At 39.5% G+C, this 17,578-nt stretch carries 20 protein-coding genes; 8 read left to right on the top strand and 12 right to left on the bottom strand.

Annotation, left to right across the window (positions count from 1 at the left end; translation table 11 throughout):
• The first annotated feature begins 25 nt into the window (after positions 1 to 25).
• Positions 26 to 550: a DinB family protein gene (locus GPM24_RS16110; RefSeq protein WP_158828012.1), complete on the top strand. Its 525-nt coding sequence runs from the start codon at positions 26 to 28 to the stop codon at positions 548 to 550.
• 256 nt (positions 551 to 806) lie between these two features.
• Here GPM24_RS16110 and lolA1 read toward each other — a convergent pair whose 3' ends face one another.
• Together lolA1 and GPM24_RS16120 are read right to left on the bottom strand one after the other, a co-directional pair.
• The gene (gene lolA1, locus GPM24_RS16115) at positions 807 to 1,481 is read right to left on the bottom strand and encodes an outer membrane lipoprotein periplasmic chaperone LolA1 (protein ID WP_158828014.1); all 675 of its coding nucleotides are present in this window, start codon (positions 1,479 to 1,481) and stop codon (positions 807 to 809) included.
• Positions 1,482 to 1,561: 80 nt separating this feature from the next.
• Positions 1,562 to 4,252 carry an FtsK/SpoIIIE family DNA translocase gene (locus GPM24_RS16120; RefSeq protein WP_158828016.1) on the bottom strand — a complete coding sequence of 897 codons (2,691 nt, stop codon included), beginning with the start codon at positions 4,250 to 4,252 and terminating at the stop codon, positions 1,562 to 1,564.
• A 92-nt stretch (positions 4,253 to 4,344) separates the two neighbouring features.
• On the opposite strand from GPM24_RS16120, the gene GPM24_RS16125 reads away from it, so the two are divergent.
• From GPM24_RS16125 to GPM24_RS16140, 4 genes are all read left to right on the top strand, one after another.
• On the top strand, positions 4,345 to 4,986 hold the full coding sequence (locus GPM24_RS16125) for an ankyrin repeat domain-containing protein (protein WP_158828018.1): 642 nt from the start codon (positions 4,345 to 4,347) through the stop codon (positions 4,984 to 4,986).
• Positions 4,987 to 5,494: 508 nt separating this feature from the next.
• Positions 5,495 to 5,755: a hypothetical protein gene (locus GPM24_RS16130; protein WP_158828020.1), complete on the top strand. Its 261-nt coding sequence runs from the start codon at positions 5,495 to 5,497 to the stop codon at positions 5,753 to 5,755.
• A gap of 104 nt (positions 5,756 to 5,859) precedes the next feature.
• Positions 5,860 to 6,651 carry an aldo/keto reductase gene (locus tag GPM24_RS16135; protein ID WP_158828022.1) on the top strand — a complete coding sequence of 264 codons (792 nt, stop codon included), beginning with the start codon at positions 5,860 to 5,862 and terminating at the stop codon, positions 6,649 to 6,651.
• 79 nt (positions 6,652 to 6,730) lie between these two features.
• Positions 6,731 to 7,468 (top strand): 3-oxoacyl-ACP reductase family protein, encoded by a 738-nt coding sequence (locus tag GPM24_RS16140; RefSeq protein WP_158828023.1) that lies wholly within the window; start codon positions 6,731 to 6,733, stop codon positions 7,466 to 7,468.
• A gap of 184 nt (positions 7,469 to 7,652) precedes the next feature.
• Here GPM24_RS16140 and GPM24_RS16145 read toward each other — a convergent pair whose 3' ends face one another.
• From GPM24_RS16145 to GPM24_RS16160, 4 genes are all read right to left on the bottom strand, one after another.
• Positions 7,653 to 8,285 (bottom strand): YdeI/OmpD-associated family protein, encoded by a 633-nt coding sequence (locus tag GPM24_RS16145; protein WP_158828025.1) that lies wholly within the window; start codon positions 8,283 to 8,285, stop codon positions 7,653 to 7,655.
• 39 nt (positions 8,286 to 8,324) lie between these two features.
• Complete coding sequence (locus tag GPM24_RS16150) at positions 8,325 to 8,855, bottom strand: RNA methyltransferase (protein WP_158828027.1); 531 nt, start codon at positions 8,853 to 8,855, stop codon at positions 8,325 to 8,327.
• Positions 8,856 to 8,953: 98 nt separating this feature from the next.
• Complete coding sequence (locus GPM24_RS16155; RefSeq protein WP_158828029.1) at positions 8,954 to 10,111, bottom strand: galactokinase; 1,158 nt, start codon at positions 10,109 to 10,111, stop codon at positions 8,954 to 8,956.
• Positions 10,112 to 10,143: 32 nt separating this feature from the next.
• The gene (locus tag GPM24_RS16160; protein ID WP_158828031.1) at positions 10,144 to 10,518 is read right to left on the bottom strand and encodes a hypothetical protein; all 375 of its coding nucleotides are present in this window, start codon (positions 10,516 to 10,518) and stop codon (positions 10,144 to 10,146) included.
• A 75-nt stretch (positions 10,519 to 10,593) separates the two neighbouring features.
• On the opposite strand from GPM24_RS16160, the gene GPM24_RS16165 reads away from it, so the two are divergent.
• Entirely contained in the window at positions 10,594 to 10,884 is a 291-nt protein-coding gene (locus GPM24_RS16165) for a YciI family protein (RefSeq protein ID WP_158828033.1), read from the top strand.
• 67 nt (positions 10,885 to 10,951) lie between these two features.
• On the opposite strand, the gene GPM24_RS16170 is transcribed toward GPM24_RS16165, so the two are convergent.
• The 4 genes from GPM24_RS16170 to GPM24_RS16185 form a co-directional block, all read right to left on the bottom strand.
• Positions 10,952 to 12,067, bottom strand: a complete 1,116-nt coding sequence (locus tag GPM24_RS16170; RefSeq protein ID WP_158828035.1) for a sensor histidine kinase — start codon at positions 12,065 to 12,067, stop codon at positions 10,952 to 10,954.
• 254 nt (positions 12,068 to 12,321) lie between these two features.
• The gene (locus GPM24_RS16175) at positions 12,322 to 13,182 is read right to left on the bottom strand and encodes an aldo/keto reductase (protein WP_158828037.1); all 861 of its coding nucleotides are present in this window, start codon (positions 13,180 to 13,182) and stop codon (positions 12,322 to 12,324) included.
• A 75-nt stretch (positions 13,183 to 13,257) separates the two neighbouring features.
• A complete protein-coding gene (locus GPM24_RS16180; RefSeq protein WP_158828039.1) occupies positions 13,258 to 13,638 on the bottom strand; it encodes a hypothetical protein in 381 nt (126 codons plus the stop codon).
• Between the two features lie 177 nt (positions 13,639 to 13,815).
• Positions 13,816 to 14,049 (bottom strand): hypothetical protein, encoded by a 234-nt coding sequence (locus GPM24_RS16185; RefSeq protein ID WP_158828041.1) that lies wholly within the window; start codon positions 14,047 to 14,049, stop codon positions 13,816 to 13,818.
• A gap of 161 nt (positions 14,050 to 14,210) precedes the next feature.
• On the opposite strand from GPM24_RS16185, the gene GPM24_RS16190 reads away from it, so the two are divergent.
• A complete protein-coding gene (locus GPM24_RS16190; protein WP_158828043.1) occupies positions 14,211 to 14,462 on the top strand; it encodes a hypothetical protein in 252 nt (83 codons plus the stop codon).
• A gap of 681 nt (positions 14,463 to 15,143) precedes the next feature.
• Positions 15,144 to 15,299 (top strand): lmo0937 family membrane protein, encoded by a 156-nt coding sequence (locus GPM24_RS16195; protein ID WP_158828045.1) that lies wholly within the window; start codon positions 15,144 to 15,146, stop codon positions 15,297 to 15,299.
• Between the two features lie 591 nt (positions 15,300 to 15,890).
• Here GPM24_RS16195 and GPM24_RS16200 read toward each other — a convergent pair.
• On the bottom strand, positions 15,891 to 16,106 hold the full coding sequence (locus GPM24_RS16200) for a hypothetical protein (protein ID WP_158828047.1): 216 nt from the start codon (positions 16,104 to 16,106) through the stop codon (positions 15,891 to 15,893).
• 499 nt (positions 16,107 to 16,605) lie between these two features.
• Positions 16,606 to 17,568 carry a hypothetical protein gene (locus tag GPM24_RS16205; RefSeq protein ID WP_158828049.1) on the bottom strand — a complete coding sequence of 321 codons (963 nt, stop codon included), beginning with the start codon at positions 17,566 to 17,568 and terminating at the stop codon, positions 16,606 to 16,608.
• Positions 17,569 to 17,578: the final 10 nt, after the last annotated feature.

Here is a 17,578-nt window from a genome sequence, read left to right on the forward strand (position 1 = left end):
AACTATAAATCAATAACACATAACCATGACCACCATGATTGCAACCTTTTTAAAAGAGCTGGAAGCAGAAGCTCAAACCACCCGTAAAATGTTATCGCTTATTCCAGACGACAAATACGATTGGAAACCACATGAAAAAAGCATGACTATACGCCTGCTGGCAGTTCATATTGCCGAGCTGCCTGCCTGGGTAACTATGACCTTGCATACCGATGGGCTTGATTTTGCATCAGCACCTTACCAGCCTACTGTGATAAACAACAATAGTGAATTGCTTGAATTGTTTGAAAAGTCATTAGAAGATGGCCGACAAAGCTTGCAGGCAGCTACCGATGAGCAACTGCAACCACAATGGACCCTGCGTGCGGGTAGCGAAGTGCTATATCAAGCCACTAAAGGCGAAGCCGTACGCATGACGTTTAGCCAAATCGTCCATCACCGGGCACAGTTAGGCGTTTATCTGCGCTTGCTCAACATTCCCATACCGGGCAGTTATGGCCCAAGTGCCGACGAAATGGAGTCTAAGCCTGCCGTAGCAGAACAAGTTTAATTCTTTTTTCTATTTATTATTTAAGTCCCTTGGTGTAAATACCGGGGGACTTTTTGTTGCAAGCCTCGTAGCCGGTAAATGTGTGTTGGTTAAGATAATTAAATGGTTCACAAAAAATATCTGCCTCATTGTGTACACACTTTCAATCCAATAGGCCCTTGACTATAGACATCAATAGAATGAAAAATATGCCTTTTTACAAAAGCAAAAGCCCCAATAGATTTTTGGGGCTTTTGCTTTATTTCTAACGACTCTGTTAACGTAAATCTACAACCTCAACGCCAGGGTGGGCTTTGGGGTTAAATGTGAACGTATTTTCAGCAACTGTAACGTTTGGTGTAAAGCTGCGTATGGTGTAATTGTAGCGGCTACCGTTTTTGTCAAACAATTCTGCATTATAAATCTGTTTCTTGGTTTTATCTACAAGTAACTTTATTTTGAAGATAGTTTGCTTAGGATCAGTAGGGGATAGCTCAATGCCTTGGTAAACTTTACCAGCTTTTTTTACATCACCGGTGTACAAGTATTTATAGCCTTTTTGATACATAGTAAACAGCTGCGCCGGGTTAAGGCCAGACGTGCTGTTGTCGGCATCGTTAACCTGCACCTCTTTATCTTTAGGAACATAAGTCCATTGGGTTTTTCCGTCGTTAGTAATTTCCTGGGCAGCGGTTGATTTACTGCCGGGTGCATAAATGCTCAACTTGTATTTGCCCGCTTTAGTTTGGGTAAGCAGCGTTCCGGTTTGCGTTTCGTTAACACCGGCTTGCGGATTGACAACTGCAATAATGAAATCGGTTTTAACAACGTTGTATAAACGGTATTTTTGACTAACGTCTGCTAAAATTTTACCAGCAGCAGCGTCTTTTTGGGCAAACGTGGCTGTAACGGTAGCTGCCGATAGCAGCATACTAATAATAAGTTTTTTCATATAAAAAGAAAATCGCCTGAGCGTTCAAAATCTGTTAAACATTTGTAATAACAGTTAGAACGTGCAGGCGAGTATAAGGTTTAATTGCCCGAACCTTTCTGTAATTCGTCTAGGTATTGCTCTAAGCTATATTCATCTGGGTAAAGTACTTCACGAGCTTTACTGCCCTCAAACGGACCTACAATGCCGGCGGCTTCCAATTGGTCAATAATGCGTCCGGCACGGTTGTAACCTAATTTTAGCTTACGCTGAATGAGAGAAGTAGAGCCTTGCTGGTGCATTACAATCAATCGGGCAGCATCTTCAAACATAGGGTCGCGGTCGTTGGCATCAAAATCTTTGGCGCTGTTCTGTTCACCTTCGCCTACATACTCGGGTAGCAGCATGGCACTCGGATAGCCACGTTGATTGCCAATAAAGTCTGATATTTTTTCTACTTCGGGCGTATCTACAAACGCACACTGTATACGGATCAAATCACTGCCGGTAGACAATAGCATGTCACCACGTCCAATCAACTGGTCGGCACCACCCGCATCCAGAATGGTACGCGAGTCTATTTTCGATAACACACGGAACGCCAAACGCGCCGGGAAGTTGGCCTTGATAGTACCAGTAATGATATTTACTGATGGACGTTGCGTAGCAATTACCAAGTGTATACCTACTGCACGGGCCAGCTGGGCTAAACGGGCAATCGGCATTTCTACTTCTTTACCGGCAGTCATCATTAAGTCGGCAAACTCATCCACAACCAGTACAATGAATGGCAAAAAGCGGTGGCCATTTTCAGGATTCAACTTGCGATTGATAAATTTGCCGTTGTATTCCTTAAGGTTACGTACCTGAGCATCTTTCAGCAAATCATAACGCTGATCCATTTCAATACAAAGCGAATTCAGCGTGTTGATTACTTTCTTGGTGTCTGTAATGATGGCATCGGCCTCATCAGGCAGTTTAGCCAAAAAGTGACGTTCAATTTTACGGAACAGCGTTAACTCTACCTTTTTAGGGTCAACCATTACAAACTTCAGCTCCGCAGGGTGGCGTTTATACAACAACGACACCAGGATAGCGTTGATACCAACCGATTTACCTTGGCCGGTGGCACCTGCTACCAGTAAGTGCGGCATTTTGGCTAAATCGGCAATAAAAACTTCGTTGGATATGGTTTTACCCAGTGCAATAGGCAAGTCCATGGTGGTATTCTGGAACTTTTCTGTGGCCAGTACCGACCGCATGGATACCATCTCGGGGTTTTGGTTAGGTACTTCTATACCGATGGTGCCTTTACCCGGCATTGGCGCAATAATACGGATACCCAACGCTGCTAAGCTCAAAGCGATATCATCTTCCAAGTTTTTTATTTTGGAAATACGTACGCCCGGTGCCGGAATGATTTCATATAAAGTTACTGTTGGACCAATGGTAGCTTTTATCTTATCAATCTCTATATTGTAGTGGTTCAGCGTCTCAACAATTTTATTTTTGTTGGCTTCTAATTCGTCGGTATTAACGGTTACTTTATTTGAACCGTGGTTTTCGAGTAAATCCAGTGTGGGATATTTGTAAGATGATAAGTCCAATTTCGGGTCATACGTACCGAATTTTTCGACCAAATCATTTACAGCTACCTCAGGTGCTTGTTCAATAGCCAATTCTGGCAACGGGCGGCTGTCTTCCACCGTCAATGGAATTTCTACCTCCGGTTCTTCAATAGGCTCTTCAATCTCTAAATCGTCATGGTCTTCCACCACTGGTTGCGGTGTTAACACTAACGGCTCGTGAATTAATGTTTCTGCTAATACAGTATTCTGCATAATAGCATGCGGAACCACCGGTTCGTGCACAATGGTTTCAACAACCGGTACAGTTGGTTTAGGTAACGGTTGCTGTTTTAATCTTTCAGTAGGTATCAAGGGCGCTGGCGTGGCGGCTATGTTGTCGCGGACGCGATTGTTTCCACGGGGCCACTCAACAGGTTCTGACGGGTTTTCGTCTTCCAATACAACTTCTTCTGGCGTAACATCCGGAACTGCACTTGGCCTTACCAATGATTTGGCTTTGCGTTCAGGCAATTTAAAGTCGATGTTGTAGGCAATAATAAGAGCAGTAAGTGCAGCAAAAATCAGAACACATCCCGTTCCGGCAGGGCCAATCTGCGCGTTTAACAAACGGGTGCTCCAAAAACCAAAGCCTCCTTCCAAATAATGTGCATAATCGCTTATAAAGCCATGAAAAAAGCCTATAGTTACTGAAGTAAATATTAAGCCGAATAAAGAATACCCTAGTAGCTTGCTGACAGAAAATAATTTAACCTTAAATAACAAGCGGTAACCTATTACAAAAAATACAAGTACAAAAAAGTAGGATGCAATTCCAAACCACTCGTACATAAACTGGTTAGCCATTAAAGCACCGAGTTTGCCCAGCCAGTTTTCAACAACCGGCAAGTCGGCGCCATTATCCATCAGTTCATGCTGTGTTTTAAATAGTGTACCCCAACCCCCGTTTGTTTTAGTAACGTAGCTTTGGTCATTTTGCCAGGTAAATAGGTAGGATGTAAATGCAATCAGAAAAAATACAGAAACCACCAGACAAAACAAGCCTGCAATTTTAACTATCCGTCCATCTTTCAAATCAAACGATGGCAGGTTTTCAAACCTGTTCTTTACGGTGCGCTCGCGCTCCACCCTGGCATTAGCACTTGGGCGCGGACGGTTTTCATCGCGGAACGAATTTGATTTAAACTGGTTTCCTTTTGGCGGCATCTCTATCAACAGTTAAATTGCAAATATAAAGTTAATATATAAAATCTGTTTTGGCATGGTTTTTAATCTAAATAAAACCTAACCTATTGAATATGGGCCGCTTAGAATACTACATTACTACTGAAGATTTAAATAGCTTAAACGCATTGCTGGCGCAAAATCCTACGCTGGCAAAAAACGATGAGGAGACAGAGGTGTCGCCGTTGATGCTATCTTGCTTTTACAAAAAACCGGCAGCTACATCGCTGCTGTTGAAATACATAGATAAAATAGACATTTTTGAAGCTTCTGCGGCCGGAAAATTCGATATGGTGGCTTATTTAGTGTATTCTACACCAGAAATTGTACATCAATACAACGCAGATGGCTTTACTCCACTGGCTTTAGCTTGCTATTTTGGCCATCATGAAGTAGCCCGTTACTTGGTACTAAAAGGTGCTGATGTTAACCAGGCATTAAATAATGGTTCAGGAATCTGTCCTATACACTTAGCCGTTGCAGCAAATCACATAGATATTGTGCGTATGCTGGTTGAGCACGATGTTCAGATAAACGTACAACATAATACTGGAATTACTCCACTACACTATGCTGCTAAACATGGTGATCCTGATATGCTTATAGAATTGTTAGAGCATGGTGGAGATTTGAAGTTGGCTATGGAGGATGGCTCTTTACCTGCTGATTTAGCCCGCGAAAAAGGGTATGAAGATATCGCAGAAATTTTGAGTTAATATTCAAGAGTTTAATAGTTTTTTAATTGAAAGCCCCGGCTGTAAAGCTGGGGCTTTCTTTTTTACCTTGGCAGCGCTTATATAAACATTCATGCATTTGTAATTAATACACTTTATATCTAAATGGTGTTATTTGATTTGTTGTAAATGTCATTTAACGACGTTATGATTAAGTGAGTCGTGTTAGGTTGACAAAAGGTAATTTTGTATACTTAAAGTTTATATTTTTAACAGCTTGCACAGTAAAATGTACAACATGTGTGTAGAGAGCAGAACGATGAAAATTAAATTTGTAAAAAAACGTTTCACACTAACAATTACTTAAGCAGAGTATTGTTAAGGGAAGTTCTATTCCTGTTTTTAAATCTGTCGCATAACGCGGTGTATGTTTAAATTTGCCTTATTGTAATCCTGTCGTTATACCCCAATAAGCTAATTTTGTTAAATCGAACGCAACTTAACCAATCAATTCATCTGTTTAGGTGTTTCATAATTAAATCTTATAATTATGAAATCAGAGAAAATGGTGATGCTTACTGGCAAGCAGTATCAAGAAATTAAAAGTCGACTTCAAAACGAATCGTCGTTGACCTATAATGTGGGTACCGAAAATAAGCCGGAAGTACTAACCATCACCGATATTTACTTAGATACCGATCCGGAATTTACACGTAATTTAGGTCAATACGCTCAATTACCTGACGATAAATTGGTACAGGTAATGGTTGAATATGACGGACAACCGAACGGAACAATCAAAACTTCTTAACGATTGAAACTATCTGTTATAGGCAGTGGCTTTAGTTTTAGAGGTGTTTAACTATTTTAATTTTTTACTTAAATGCCCAATTTTAAGGGGCTTCAAATCTGTACATGATTTTTATCGATCAAAATAATATTCAAATTCCGGCTTTAGGTTTTGGTACTTACCAGTTAAGAGACAAAGCGTGCGTCGAGTCGACCGAGAGAGCTTTGCGTGTGGGGTATCGACATTTAGATACAGCTGAGTTTTATCATAACGAAGCAGAAGTAGGCAAAGCCATGCGCAACAGTCAGCTTGACCGTAAGGAAATATTTTTGACCACCAAGGTTTGGCCAACTAATATTACAAAAGCCAAATTTATGCCGTCGGTAGAAGAAAGCTTGCGGCAATTAAATCAGGATTATGTTGATTTGCTGTTGATACACTGGCCGGCCGATGATGAAAACGTAAACCGGGCTGCTGTAGATCTACTGGCCGAGTGCCTGCATAAACAGTATGCCCGGCTTATTGGTGTAAGTAACTTCTCCATTACTCAGCTGGAACAAGCTTTAAAGCAAGCGCCTATAGTTTGCAACCAGGTAGAATATCATCCTTACTATTCGCAAACGGATATGTTGGATTATGTAAATGCTCATGAAATGTTTGTAACCGCTTATAGTCCGCTTGGGCAGGGTAACGTTGTTACAGATAATACGCTTAAAGATATTGCGGCCAACTACAATAAAAGCGTTAGCCAGGTTGTGTTACGATGGCTGCTACAACAGCCTAATGTGTCGGTAATTCCAAAAGCAGCCAGTGAAAAGCATCAACGTGAGAATTTGGATATATTTGATTTTGAGCTGAATGCTGAAGATATGGAGCAGATATTTGCGTTAAGCGAAAAGAATAAAAAATATTGTTAGTAACAAAAATGTTTCAACATATAGACGATATAAACGCCTAATTATCTTATATTTATCATGTCATTTCAACCTTCCTGCTATGAATCAACAACAACTATTAGGTAAAATTGCGCTAGTAACTGGTGCCAGTAGGGGTATAGGTAAAAGCATAGCCCGTATTTTAGCCGCTGCGGGGGCATTTGTTATTGTAAATTATAACACCAACCGTAAAAACGCCGACGAAATTGTTGAAGAAATTAACAACACCGGAGGGAAAGCTTTAGCCATACAAGCCGACGTGTCTGACGAGCGGGCAGTAACAGGGATGTTTCAAAAAATTGAGGAGCAGGTGGGGGTAATTGATATTTTAGTGAACAATGCCGGTGTTGCCCGTATACAGCAACCGGATGAAGTGCAACCGCAGGACTGGGACGAGGTGTTGAATATAAATCTTACGTCTGCTTTTTTAACCATACGGGCAGCTGTACCAGGGATGAAACAAAAGCAATTTGGTCGTATTATTAATATTTCATCTGTGGCTGCACAAACCGGTGGTGTAATAGGCCCGCATTACGCGGCATCCAAAGCCGGCATGTTGGGGCTTACGCATTCTTATGCTTCTTTATTGGCCGCTCATGGCATTACCGTTAATGCTATTGCACCAGCTTTGGTGGAAACGGATATGATTAAAGACAATCCCAAAGTATCAACCGAACTTATTCCCCTTAAACGATTTGGCCAGCCCGAAGAGGTAGCGGATGTTGCGCTGTTATTGGCGTGTAACGGTTACGTAAGCGGGCAAACTATAAATGTAAACGGCGGAATGTATATGAGTTGATATAGAGATAGCATTCTTTTTTGTCTGAATCGGAATTTTAAGATTGAAAGTGTTAGCAGAAGTTTGTTCTTCTCTTTTAATTTCATGTTATGCGCTAGCATAGCCATTCTTTCTCTCGCTTAGTAATGGGTTCGTTTGTGCAGAAATAGCCTTGTTCCTTGCATCGACGAAGGAGATAGTTAACTTACTTTTCCGAAGGATTCTTTTTTCCGCTTAACAATTTATCTACCATCTTAATTAATCTATCTTCTCGGGTTTTTTCCTGCTTGGCCGTCAGAATCCAAAGGACGTATTCTTTTTTATTGGTGTAAGAGAGGCTTTCAAAAAAGGACAATGCTGATGGTTCCTTTTGCAACATTTGCAGTACAACGGCAGGTAATGTAATCTTTTTATTGGCAACGTCTATGTATTCGCCAAACTCTGTTTTACCTATTTCGCTGTTTCGGGTAACAGAAACTTTAGATTGTTCAACAGGGCGAAAGCGCAGACCTGTCCACGTTGCATCAATAGCAGCTGCTGTTACAATACCTAGTCCATATTTAGCAGGTTCATCCCAGCTGCCCATCATTTCTAAATCTGTTTTCATGCCCGAGCTTTTTTTAGGATAGATGATCCAAAAAACGGTTTCGGCATTCAGTAAGGGATGGATTACTAACAAGCCCGCTGGTAGTTCAGTACTATCTTTTGCAAAAAGTTGAATGCCATCAAACTCTCCTGTCGCTTTGTAAACGAAGGTTAAGCCATCGGGTACAGGGTCTAGCATGGGGTGATAGTTCTCGGGTGCATTATATAACAACCACTGCTGGCGGGGTTTCATTAATAGCTTTTTGCAAAGAGTACTCATCATATTAAGCTATTATAAATTAAGCTTTGCAAAAAAGTCCCACAACACAATTCCGGCAGATACTACAATGTTGAACGAATGCTTAGTGCCAAACTGAGGTATCTCTAAACAGGTATCAATGCGGGTCATTACCTCATCGCCTACACCATTTACTTCATTACCAAAAATTAGGGCATATTTGTGGCCGGCTTCCGGTTTGAAATTGTTAAGCATTATGCTGTTCTCGGCTTGTTCAATGGCGATAATTTGGTAGCCCTCATTGCGAAGCTGTTCAACCGCCTGCAAGGTGTCGGCAAAATAGGTCCAGTTAACGGATTGCGTAGCGCCCAATGCTGTCTTCTCGATTTCGCGGTGCGGCGGTTGGCTGGTAATACCGCATAAACAAATTTGCTCTACGGCAAAGCCATCACTTGTTCTAAATATTGAACCTACATTGTGCATACTACGCACATTATCTAACACCACAGCTACAGGCAACTTTTGCTGAGTTTTAAATTCATCAACCGAAACCCGGTTTAATTCATCGAGCTTTAACTTACGCATATTTAATCTCCTTGTTAAGGAGCTTTTATCTTACAATAAAAAAGTAGTCTGCAATAATGCCGACTACCGTATAACTTATATATTTAACCAACGCTTGTTTACTGTGCTATCCTTACTCCATCGTTGATGGAAGTGCTGTAAATCGAAGGCTCGTAACCCACAATTTTAGTATAATATTCAATCAAATTCTTTCTGAACTCTTCCAAGGCGTCAGTTTTTACTAATGCAATAGCACAGCCGCCAAAACCAGCCCCGGTCATGCGTGCGCCGGTTACATTGCTGTCGGTTTTGCTATAGGCCACAATAGTATCCAGCTCTAGGCCGCTTACTTCATACAAGTTTTGTAAAGATTCGTGCGATGCATACATTAAACGGCCAAATTCATTTAAGTCACCGGCTGATAAAGCCCTAGCTGCCAATTTCACCCTGTCGTTTTCTTCAACCACGTGAGTGGCCCGTTTCAGAACTATTGGATTGCTGATCAAATGCGCATGCTCATGGAATGTTTTTGCATCGATATCGCATAAATATTGAATGTCCAGTTCTTTTTGCAAATCAGCCAAAGCTTCCTGGCATTCTTTTACCCGCTCGTTGTATTTTGATTCGGCCAGTTTACGCGGCTTGTTGGTGCTAATGATAGCCAGCACATGGTTTCCCAAATTAGCATCAACAGCTTGATATTCTAACGTATCACAGTTTAACATCAGCGCTTTGTTCCTTTCGCCAAACGCAACGGCAAACTGATCCATAATACCACTGTTCAGGCCTATAAAATTGTTTTCAACAGATTTAGCTTGTAGCACTAGTTCCAGTTTGGTATAGCCACTGTTAAAATAGGTGTTTAACGCGAATGCCGTTACAATTTCAATAGAAGCAGAGGATGACAAGCCAGATCCGATAGGTAGGTTGCCAAAATACAGCATATCTAATCCTTTCAGCTCTTTACCATCTTTTACAAAGTGGTGCAGCACGCCCAGCGGATAATTAAACCAGTCTTTACCCTGTTTTTCATAAGCGGTTTGTACCGGAATGTCAATCGTTTCATCAAAATTAACACTGCGAAGCCTAAATACTCCTTCAGTGTTGGGTGCCATTAACAAGGTAGTACCGTAATCAATAGCGCACGGCATAACCAAGCCGCCGTTATAATCAATATGTTCGCCAATGAGGTTTACCCGGCCCGGACAAAAATAGGTTTGGGTGGATGACTGATTGAAAAGTTCGCTAAAGCGTTGCTGTAATTGGTTAGATGTCATGATAGCTACAAATTTATAAAAGCCGCTTACATTTAAGGTTTTTTTTTATTTTGCTGTTCGTTATATACCGGCATGTAATCGTAAGTAGGGTAAAAGGCGGTATCAAAAGCACCCCAGGCACCGTTTGCCAGTGTTAAGTTCAACTCCCGCAATTTATCGGCCGGAAACTTAAGGGTAACTACCTGGCCAATACCCATCAGTACATACCATGATACCACCCGTGCAAATTTGGGTGGAAACATTTTGTGAAAGCCATTGGAATCCAGCTTAGCATTGATCTCTTTTAAACTTTTGTTTTGCTGATGTTTTAAAAAGATAGTCACCATCGAACTGTCGGGCGGTTTTTGCGCTTGTGCTGCAAAAGCACATGTTGTAAAAATAAGTAATGTAAAAATTATAATTTTCATGATTGTTTAATAGGTTTGATATATGAAACAAAACAGGCTACCCATCTGCTTGTTGACCTAATACAAATTATTAATATGAAACAATACCTGATTACCGCATACGACTATAAAGATGAAGGCGCATTACAAAGACGTTTAGATGTTCGTCCGCATCATTTAGACAAAGTGAAAGAATTGAAAGAAAATGGGAACTTTGTTGTTGGCGGCGCCATACTGAACGAGCAAGGGCAGATGATTGGCTCTAGCATGATTGTGCAGTTTGCCAGTGACGAGGAAATGGAAGCCTGGAAAAATAACGACCCTTATGTATTGCAAAAAGTATGGGAAACGGTAGATGTAAAGCCTTTTAAACAGGCCATAGTGTAGGTAAAGTAGGTTAGATGGCAAATACGTTAAGTGTTTTGCCATTCTGGCCTTGCCTTTATTTTATTTATTATTCTGTGTTTGCAGGATGCGTAAAATTCACAATCTTCCTAATTTCTGTGTCCAGACTTTCCACCGCCTTTTTCATCATCAGTAATACTTCTTTACACGGCGAAAAATCTTCTTCCTCGATGATGTGCATCAAACCCATGATTGAAGCGACGGGCTTACGAAGTTCATGCGATTGTATATGAGCGATATTTTTAAGTGATTCGTTTTGCTGAATTATTTGCTCTTCACTTAACTTGTGCTCTGTTATATCGCGGGCGCTATAGGATATGCCTATCGTGTTTCCTTGGCAATCAACACAGGGTTCAAAACTAACGGCCCACCAAATGCGCTCATTTGTATATAATACCTCCCGCTGAAAGTGTACAGCGTTTCCGTGTAAGGCGTTTTGATAGTCGGCTTCAAATGAAGCCAGCACCCGTCCATCAAGAATTTCACTGACATGGATACCCTCATATAAGGTCACATTATAAATTCGGTTAATGAATTCGGCCATGTTTTTATTAAACGCCAGTATTTCCATATTCCTGCCTAGTAATAAATGGCAGGCTGTCGAACTTTCAAAAAACGAGCGCAATTTTGTCTCAGATTCTCGTACCTGCTGAAACTGCTCATTCAATACCTTTAAGCTTAAATCAAACTCCATGATTTGAATTATGCGCTTGGCCAATACCTTAAGTAAGTGTTTGTGTACGTAAGAAAACTCGCGTGCACAGGTATCAAGCACGCTCAGGCAACCTAAAAAGTGACCGTCGTGCGTTATGAGTGGGGCGCCAGCATAAAAGCGTATGCCAGGATCGCCGGTTACAAACGGGTTGTTACAATAACTAGTGTCAGCTAATGTGTCGGGGATAACCAGCAAATCTGTGCTGTTTATTAAATCTTTGCAAAATGAGTATTCTAGTGCCTGTTGGTTCAGGTCAGTGCCAACTTTGAATTTACAGTATTGTACATCTTCACCTATTAAGGTAATTAACGCCATAGGCGTTTCACAAAGATCAGAGGCAAGTTCTACAATTTCCTGCAGTTCTTTTTCTTTCTGTAATTCCAGGTTCAAAAAACGTTGAACCGCTTGCAAACGTTGATATTCTTTTTGAGGAACGGCAATAATACTCATAATTCACGGCAGATTGAAAACGGGTAACAAGGATGTGAACTTGAATACGTATTTGAAGTTAAGATAGTTGCACGAAAATTAATTTAAGTTTAATTTATGGGAAAGAAAGGGCCATTGTTGCAGTCGAAAAAATGATCTATGCATAATTGTACTAACCTGTTGTATTGAATAACTTGCAGGTGTATAGAGGAGCATTTAATAAAAAAGAACTTTGTTATTATTTATAACAAAGCTCTTTTTTATTAACGGTTAGCTTAAACCTGTGGTATGCTATCCAGTTCCTGCATATCGTTCTCGGTCAGTTCAATAGATGTAGCTTTTAGATTTTCTTCCAAGTGTGCCACGCTTGATGTACCTGGGATCAGTAAAATATTATTTGCCCTATGCAGCAGCCAGCTTAGTGCTATTTGTTGTACGGTAGCCTGTTTAGCATCAGCAATCCGCTGTAACACCTCCATAGCACGCATGTTGCCACCGCTTAACGGATACCATGGTATAAAGGCTATATTATGATTTTTGCAAAATTGCAGTACATCTTCCCATTTGCGGTTATCTACACTGTACATGTTTTGCACAGATACCACCTCAAAAAATTCTTGCGCCTTTATAATGTCTTCAACGCCTACTTCGGATAAGCCAATGTGCTTAATTTTACCCTCCAGTTGTGCTTTTTGTAGAAAGGCAAATGTTTCCTCGGCAGGTACTGCGGGGTCTATACGGTGTAACTGGTATAAATCAATACGCTCAAGCTTCAGCCGTTTTAAACTGCCTTCTAAAGCTTCTTTCAAGTGATCGGGATGTGCATTGATTGGCCATTGGTTAGGACCAGTACGTAATAAGCCGCCTTTAGTACCAATTACCAAATCGGCAGAGTAAGGGTGCAAAGCCTCGGCAATTAATTCTTCTGATATATTAGGGCCGTAACTATCGGCGGTATCAATAAAGTTAACGCCCAGTTCTACAGCACGTTTTAATACACGAATAGCTTCGTTATGATTTTTAGGCGGACCCCAAATGCCTTCACCCGTGATGCGCATGGCGCCGTAGCCTAAGCGGTTAACGGTAAGGTCGCCGCCTATAGAGAAAGTTTTTTCAAATGAAACGGTATTAGCCATAATAATTTCTGTTTTTAATGAGTATAAACAACAGCTTGATGATTGCAAAGTTTAAGCTGTTGTATCAGCTTAATATCATTTTGATGGCACTTTCCATTCATCCATTTCATCATTCTCGGTAAGTAACGATACCAATAATCCACTTAACGCTGCCGCCATGACTGCATTGCGTGCTTTTTTATTTTTAGAAAATCCTAATATCCAAGGCGAGCCGAGCGCAAAAAGGTTAGCTGAGAAATCCATTAACAAGTGAGCTTTAAATGGAATAGTGCGGATTATTCCCCACTCTGCTTTAGTAAACAAGCTGTAAGCTAATGCGCCGCTACCTAAAGCGCGGCATAAAATAGTGGCTTTTTCTTCTTCTTTAAAACCTACAAGTTCGGGTAATGCCGAAACCAAAAGGGCGTAGCCGTAATCGGCAATACCATGGGCCTGGCGTGAAATGGGTTTTTGCATGATAGTGTTATTTTAAAGAAATAACACACAGCAAGAGATAGTGTTTAGTTTTTTGAGTTATGGTGATAATAGCGTAAAACGGAGAAGAATAATGTTCAAAAAGGTCTGTGTAACTAGCTATTATTACTTGATAAGAAATGACAGCATTCTCAAATTAACACAGACCTTTTATATAATTTATTCCCAGCCGTTACCTTTTTTGGCGTCGCCGTTTTTGATATGTTCTTCGGCAGTGGCTTTGCCCATGATAGCAGCCATTTTGTTTCCTTCGCTATCTTTACCAGTAGCTATGTAACGGCCGTTTTTTACATCAATAACCGGATCTACCATCGGTACGTTTTTGGTTTTGGTTTTAACTGAATATGCGGTGATGCCGCTAGTAGCTTCTTTTTCTTTTTTAGCCTTTGCCATGATATGTGTATAGTTAAGTTTAATGATTGTAACTTTTATAAACACTGTTTTGTTTGATACTTAAGGTGTTTTATTGCTTTTTAGCGCATTTATTGGCTTCATAACTTTAAATGTAAAACCAAGGCGTATTCCTGTGAGTTGTTTTATGAAAATGAATGATTATGAAGTTAGGAGAAGAAGTGTTAAAAATTTTGAACAAAACATATGATCCCAACAAGGTGATTGAAACCCAGTTTAAGCGTTACGATCTGGCTTTTAAAACGGATGAGGCCGGCAGACCTATTTTGCTTTTTATGGGGCATAGAAATGAAAAAGGCAACATTCAAGGCGAGCGGTTTGCCAGGCGCCTTAAAATAGGACCTAATGGTGAGGTGATAAAAGACCATTGGGAAAACAAAGGAAAAGCTACGTGATAATTTTATAAGTGCAGGCTTTATATTTAATTAAAGCCTACACATTTATACTCTATAAAATACTTCAACTCAATCAATTTGCCACTTGAAATAGCATTACCCATAAATGTTTGCGGCAAGAATGTTAATAACTTGTGGGAAAGTTTCGGTAAGTTACATACTGCAACGGCGCACAGATTGTGAGTGATTGTTATAACTAACAATCTCAATATGAATGCGTTTTACGAAAGACTGTCGCATTTTGGAATGTTAATTAATAACGCCAGCAGTTCCGACAGTCATAACTATGCCGATTACTTCACTGTACAACATCCTTCACACCCTGTGGTAAGCTCAACCAAAAGTGTGGTGCCAAAATTAATTTTCAAAGAGGAGTGCCCTAAAGATCTTAGACGCAAAGTGCGTTGTCTGTTGCGAAAATCATTTGAACGTATTAGTAATAAACAGTAGGAGTGATGCTGCTCAAAATATTTTGTTCTTCTTATACTTATTGGCGCTTGCTTAAGTTAGAAGCATTTATTTACAATACCTGCTTAAATATCTTGTTTGTGACACACTTTTTACAGAAAATGAAGTGTATTTTATACAATAGTATATAAAAGTTTCGTGTAAATTAAGTTGGCATGATTTTGATACATTGAATATCATTATTAATAAAATACAAACTAAATACTATCTATCATGAGATCATTATTGTATATCGTCGCAGTTATCCTGATTATTGGGTGGGCGATTGGCGTATTTGCTTATTCCGCAACTGGTTTAATCCACGCATTATTGGTTATTGCCATTATTGCATTCCTGATTGGTATCATCCGTAACCCATCTACGGTGTAATTTCTAGTCAAGGAAATCATACATAGATAGCGGTCCAATTATGGACCGCTATTTTTATTTGTAATGTTTTTGTCGCTACATAGCCAGGCGCGTGATAAACACTTGTGCTTATTTCGACATCATCATGCTGTCGAAGTAAGGCAATATCAGCAGGATGATCACAAATGCGACGGCCATCCAAAAAATTAGCTTAACCAGGTTTATAAATTTCGATTCAGAAGTTTTAACGCGTGATTGCTCTTTGTAAGTCATTATTGTATTCGTCTTTGAAACATTAAATACTTATTCCCACAAAGATGTACGTATGGGATTGTCGCTATCAATTTTGTAATTATCAATAAGACAGTTAAATATAATTAAATTGTGCTATGGTAGTATGATATTTGATCACTAAATTAAATATTAAATGTAAAAAGAGATAGGCAAGACAAAGGAGAGCAGCTATAAGTCAGCAAGAAATCGTATTTCACACAAAAATATTATTTAAAAATACAAATGCCTGATACATACAGCTTATTAACAGCTGCTATACCAGGCATTCAAAATATATTTTAGTTTAGTGCTTTTTTTGCACCTGTCTATGTATTCTATTTAGTTAACTTCTTCTGCATCGCATTGAACAAAGCTCCAATAACCAGCAGCATCTTTTTTATAAACTACTTTATAATTTTGACGTGAGATAGGGTAAGGGCAAACCGATTCATCAACCGGTGTTTTAGATACCGCATGAGAAGTAATGTCATCGTAGTTAACCATTGCGTCCATCGCTAAAATCGGTGCTTCAGTAGATTTTCTTATTGATTTCATAAACTGCTCAATTAAATGTGTTGTTGTGTCTTCAACGTGTCAAACGCTGTACCACGTTTGTAATATTTATTAACTTATAGTAAAATAAAGCAGTGGAGTTTAAATTTAGCTATGGATATTACTAAACCAAATGAAAATAAAATTGTCTAAGCCAGATAGTGGATACCTATAATAGCAATATGGTAGTCCTTTTTATTAGTCAGTGTACTAATTGTTAAACAATTTAGTTGTATGTTATTTTAAACAATTATGGTTTAAAAGGCATGTCAGAAAGATATCTTATTACAAAGAAAACCAAGATGATGATGTGCCAAACTTTTAATAAATAATGTACAGAAATACAAGTAATTGAGGTGATCGCTAACGTTGCCTCTCCAAAAAGCACGTGTGTCGGTCGGTTAAGTATCGCATTTAATTTAAAGGGAATTTATTTAAACTTATATACAGTCACAAGTAATTCTATATTAAAGTACTGAACAATGTTGTTATAAGATAACAATTAATTAGTAAAACCTGTAACTTTTATCATTATAGGACTGGCGTGAGGCATACCCAAACTGGTTCCGGGTGTGATTTTTAAGTAAGAAGAAAGATAACCATCAACAATCCCTTTCATGGCCCGTAAGTGGTTTTCCTGTTCTCCATCATCAACCATATAATTTAATGATTTGATGAAATGCAGCTTTCCCTTTTCATCAACCACAACCAGCATAAAATGATTAAAGTTGTTGTACGCGTTATGAATTACAATATCAAAAGTTGGAGATAGATATTCGTCCTGCGGATAAATGTTGTTTACTTCGTCTACTTCAACCAATTTTCGCGTGACTTTAGTATTGGCATTAATACTTGTGAGGGTTGCCGGTGTTGTTGCTGCAAAGCTTTTGTTGTAGTTTGCCAAGGCTGTTTTAACTTTGCTTTGTATAAACAACGTATCACGCTTACTAGGTTTAATCATTTGTAGCGGCGTTTTGTGTAGCACATTTTTGATGTAATCATTGCTATACAAAGTCATAAAAATAGGTGGTTTGCCATCTTCTATAATTCTGGTTACATGCAAAACCTTAAAAACTAAACTGTCTTTGCTCATATGCATCACGCGTAACCACGACCAGGCCAGGTTTACCACATTGCCATGATCTATTTGGGCCGGTGCCACTACAAAGCGCTTAAGCTTTGGGCTGTAAATGAGCATTGAATCTTTAAGTAAGAAAGTAATTTGCCAATCGGGTGCCAATTGATAACCTTCTGGACCAAAGGATAATCCGTTATCATAAACCCGTTTCACTTCGGTATAAGCAATTCCTTCTATAAGCTTAAACGAGATTTTTTTAACCGGTTTAGGTTTTTCGGCCTGAGTGACGGGTGCTGTCTTAGGTTTGCAGCTATATAGAAATGTGGCTGTTAAAAATAATCCTGCAAAAAATATAGACAGTTTAAAAGCGTTTTTCTTCAGCTTCATATTTTGTAAT

The organism is Mucilaginibacter lacusdianchii, assembly GCF_009770985.1.
GTDB classification, from domain to species: domain Bacteria; phylum Bacteroidota; class Bacteroidia; order Sphingobacteriales; family Sphingobacteriaceae; genus Mucilaginibacter; species Mucilaginibacter lacusdianchii.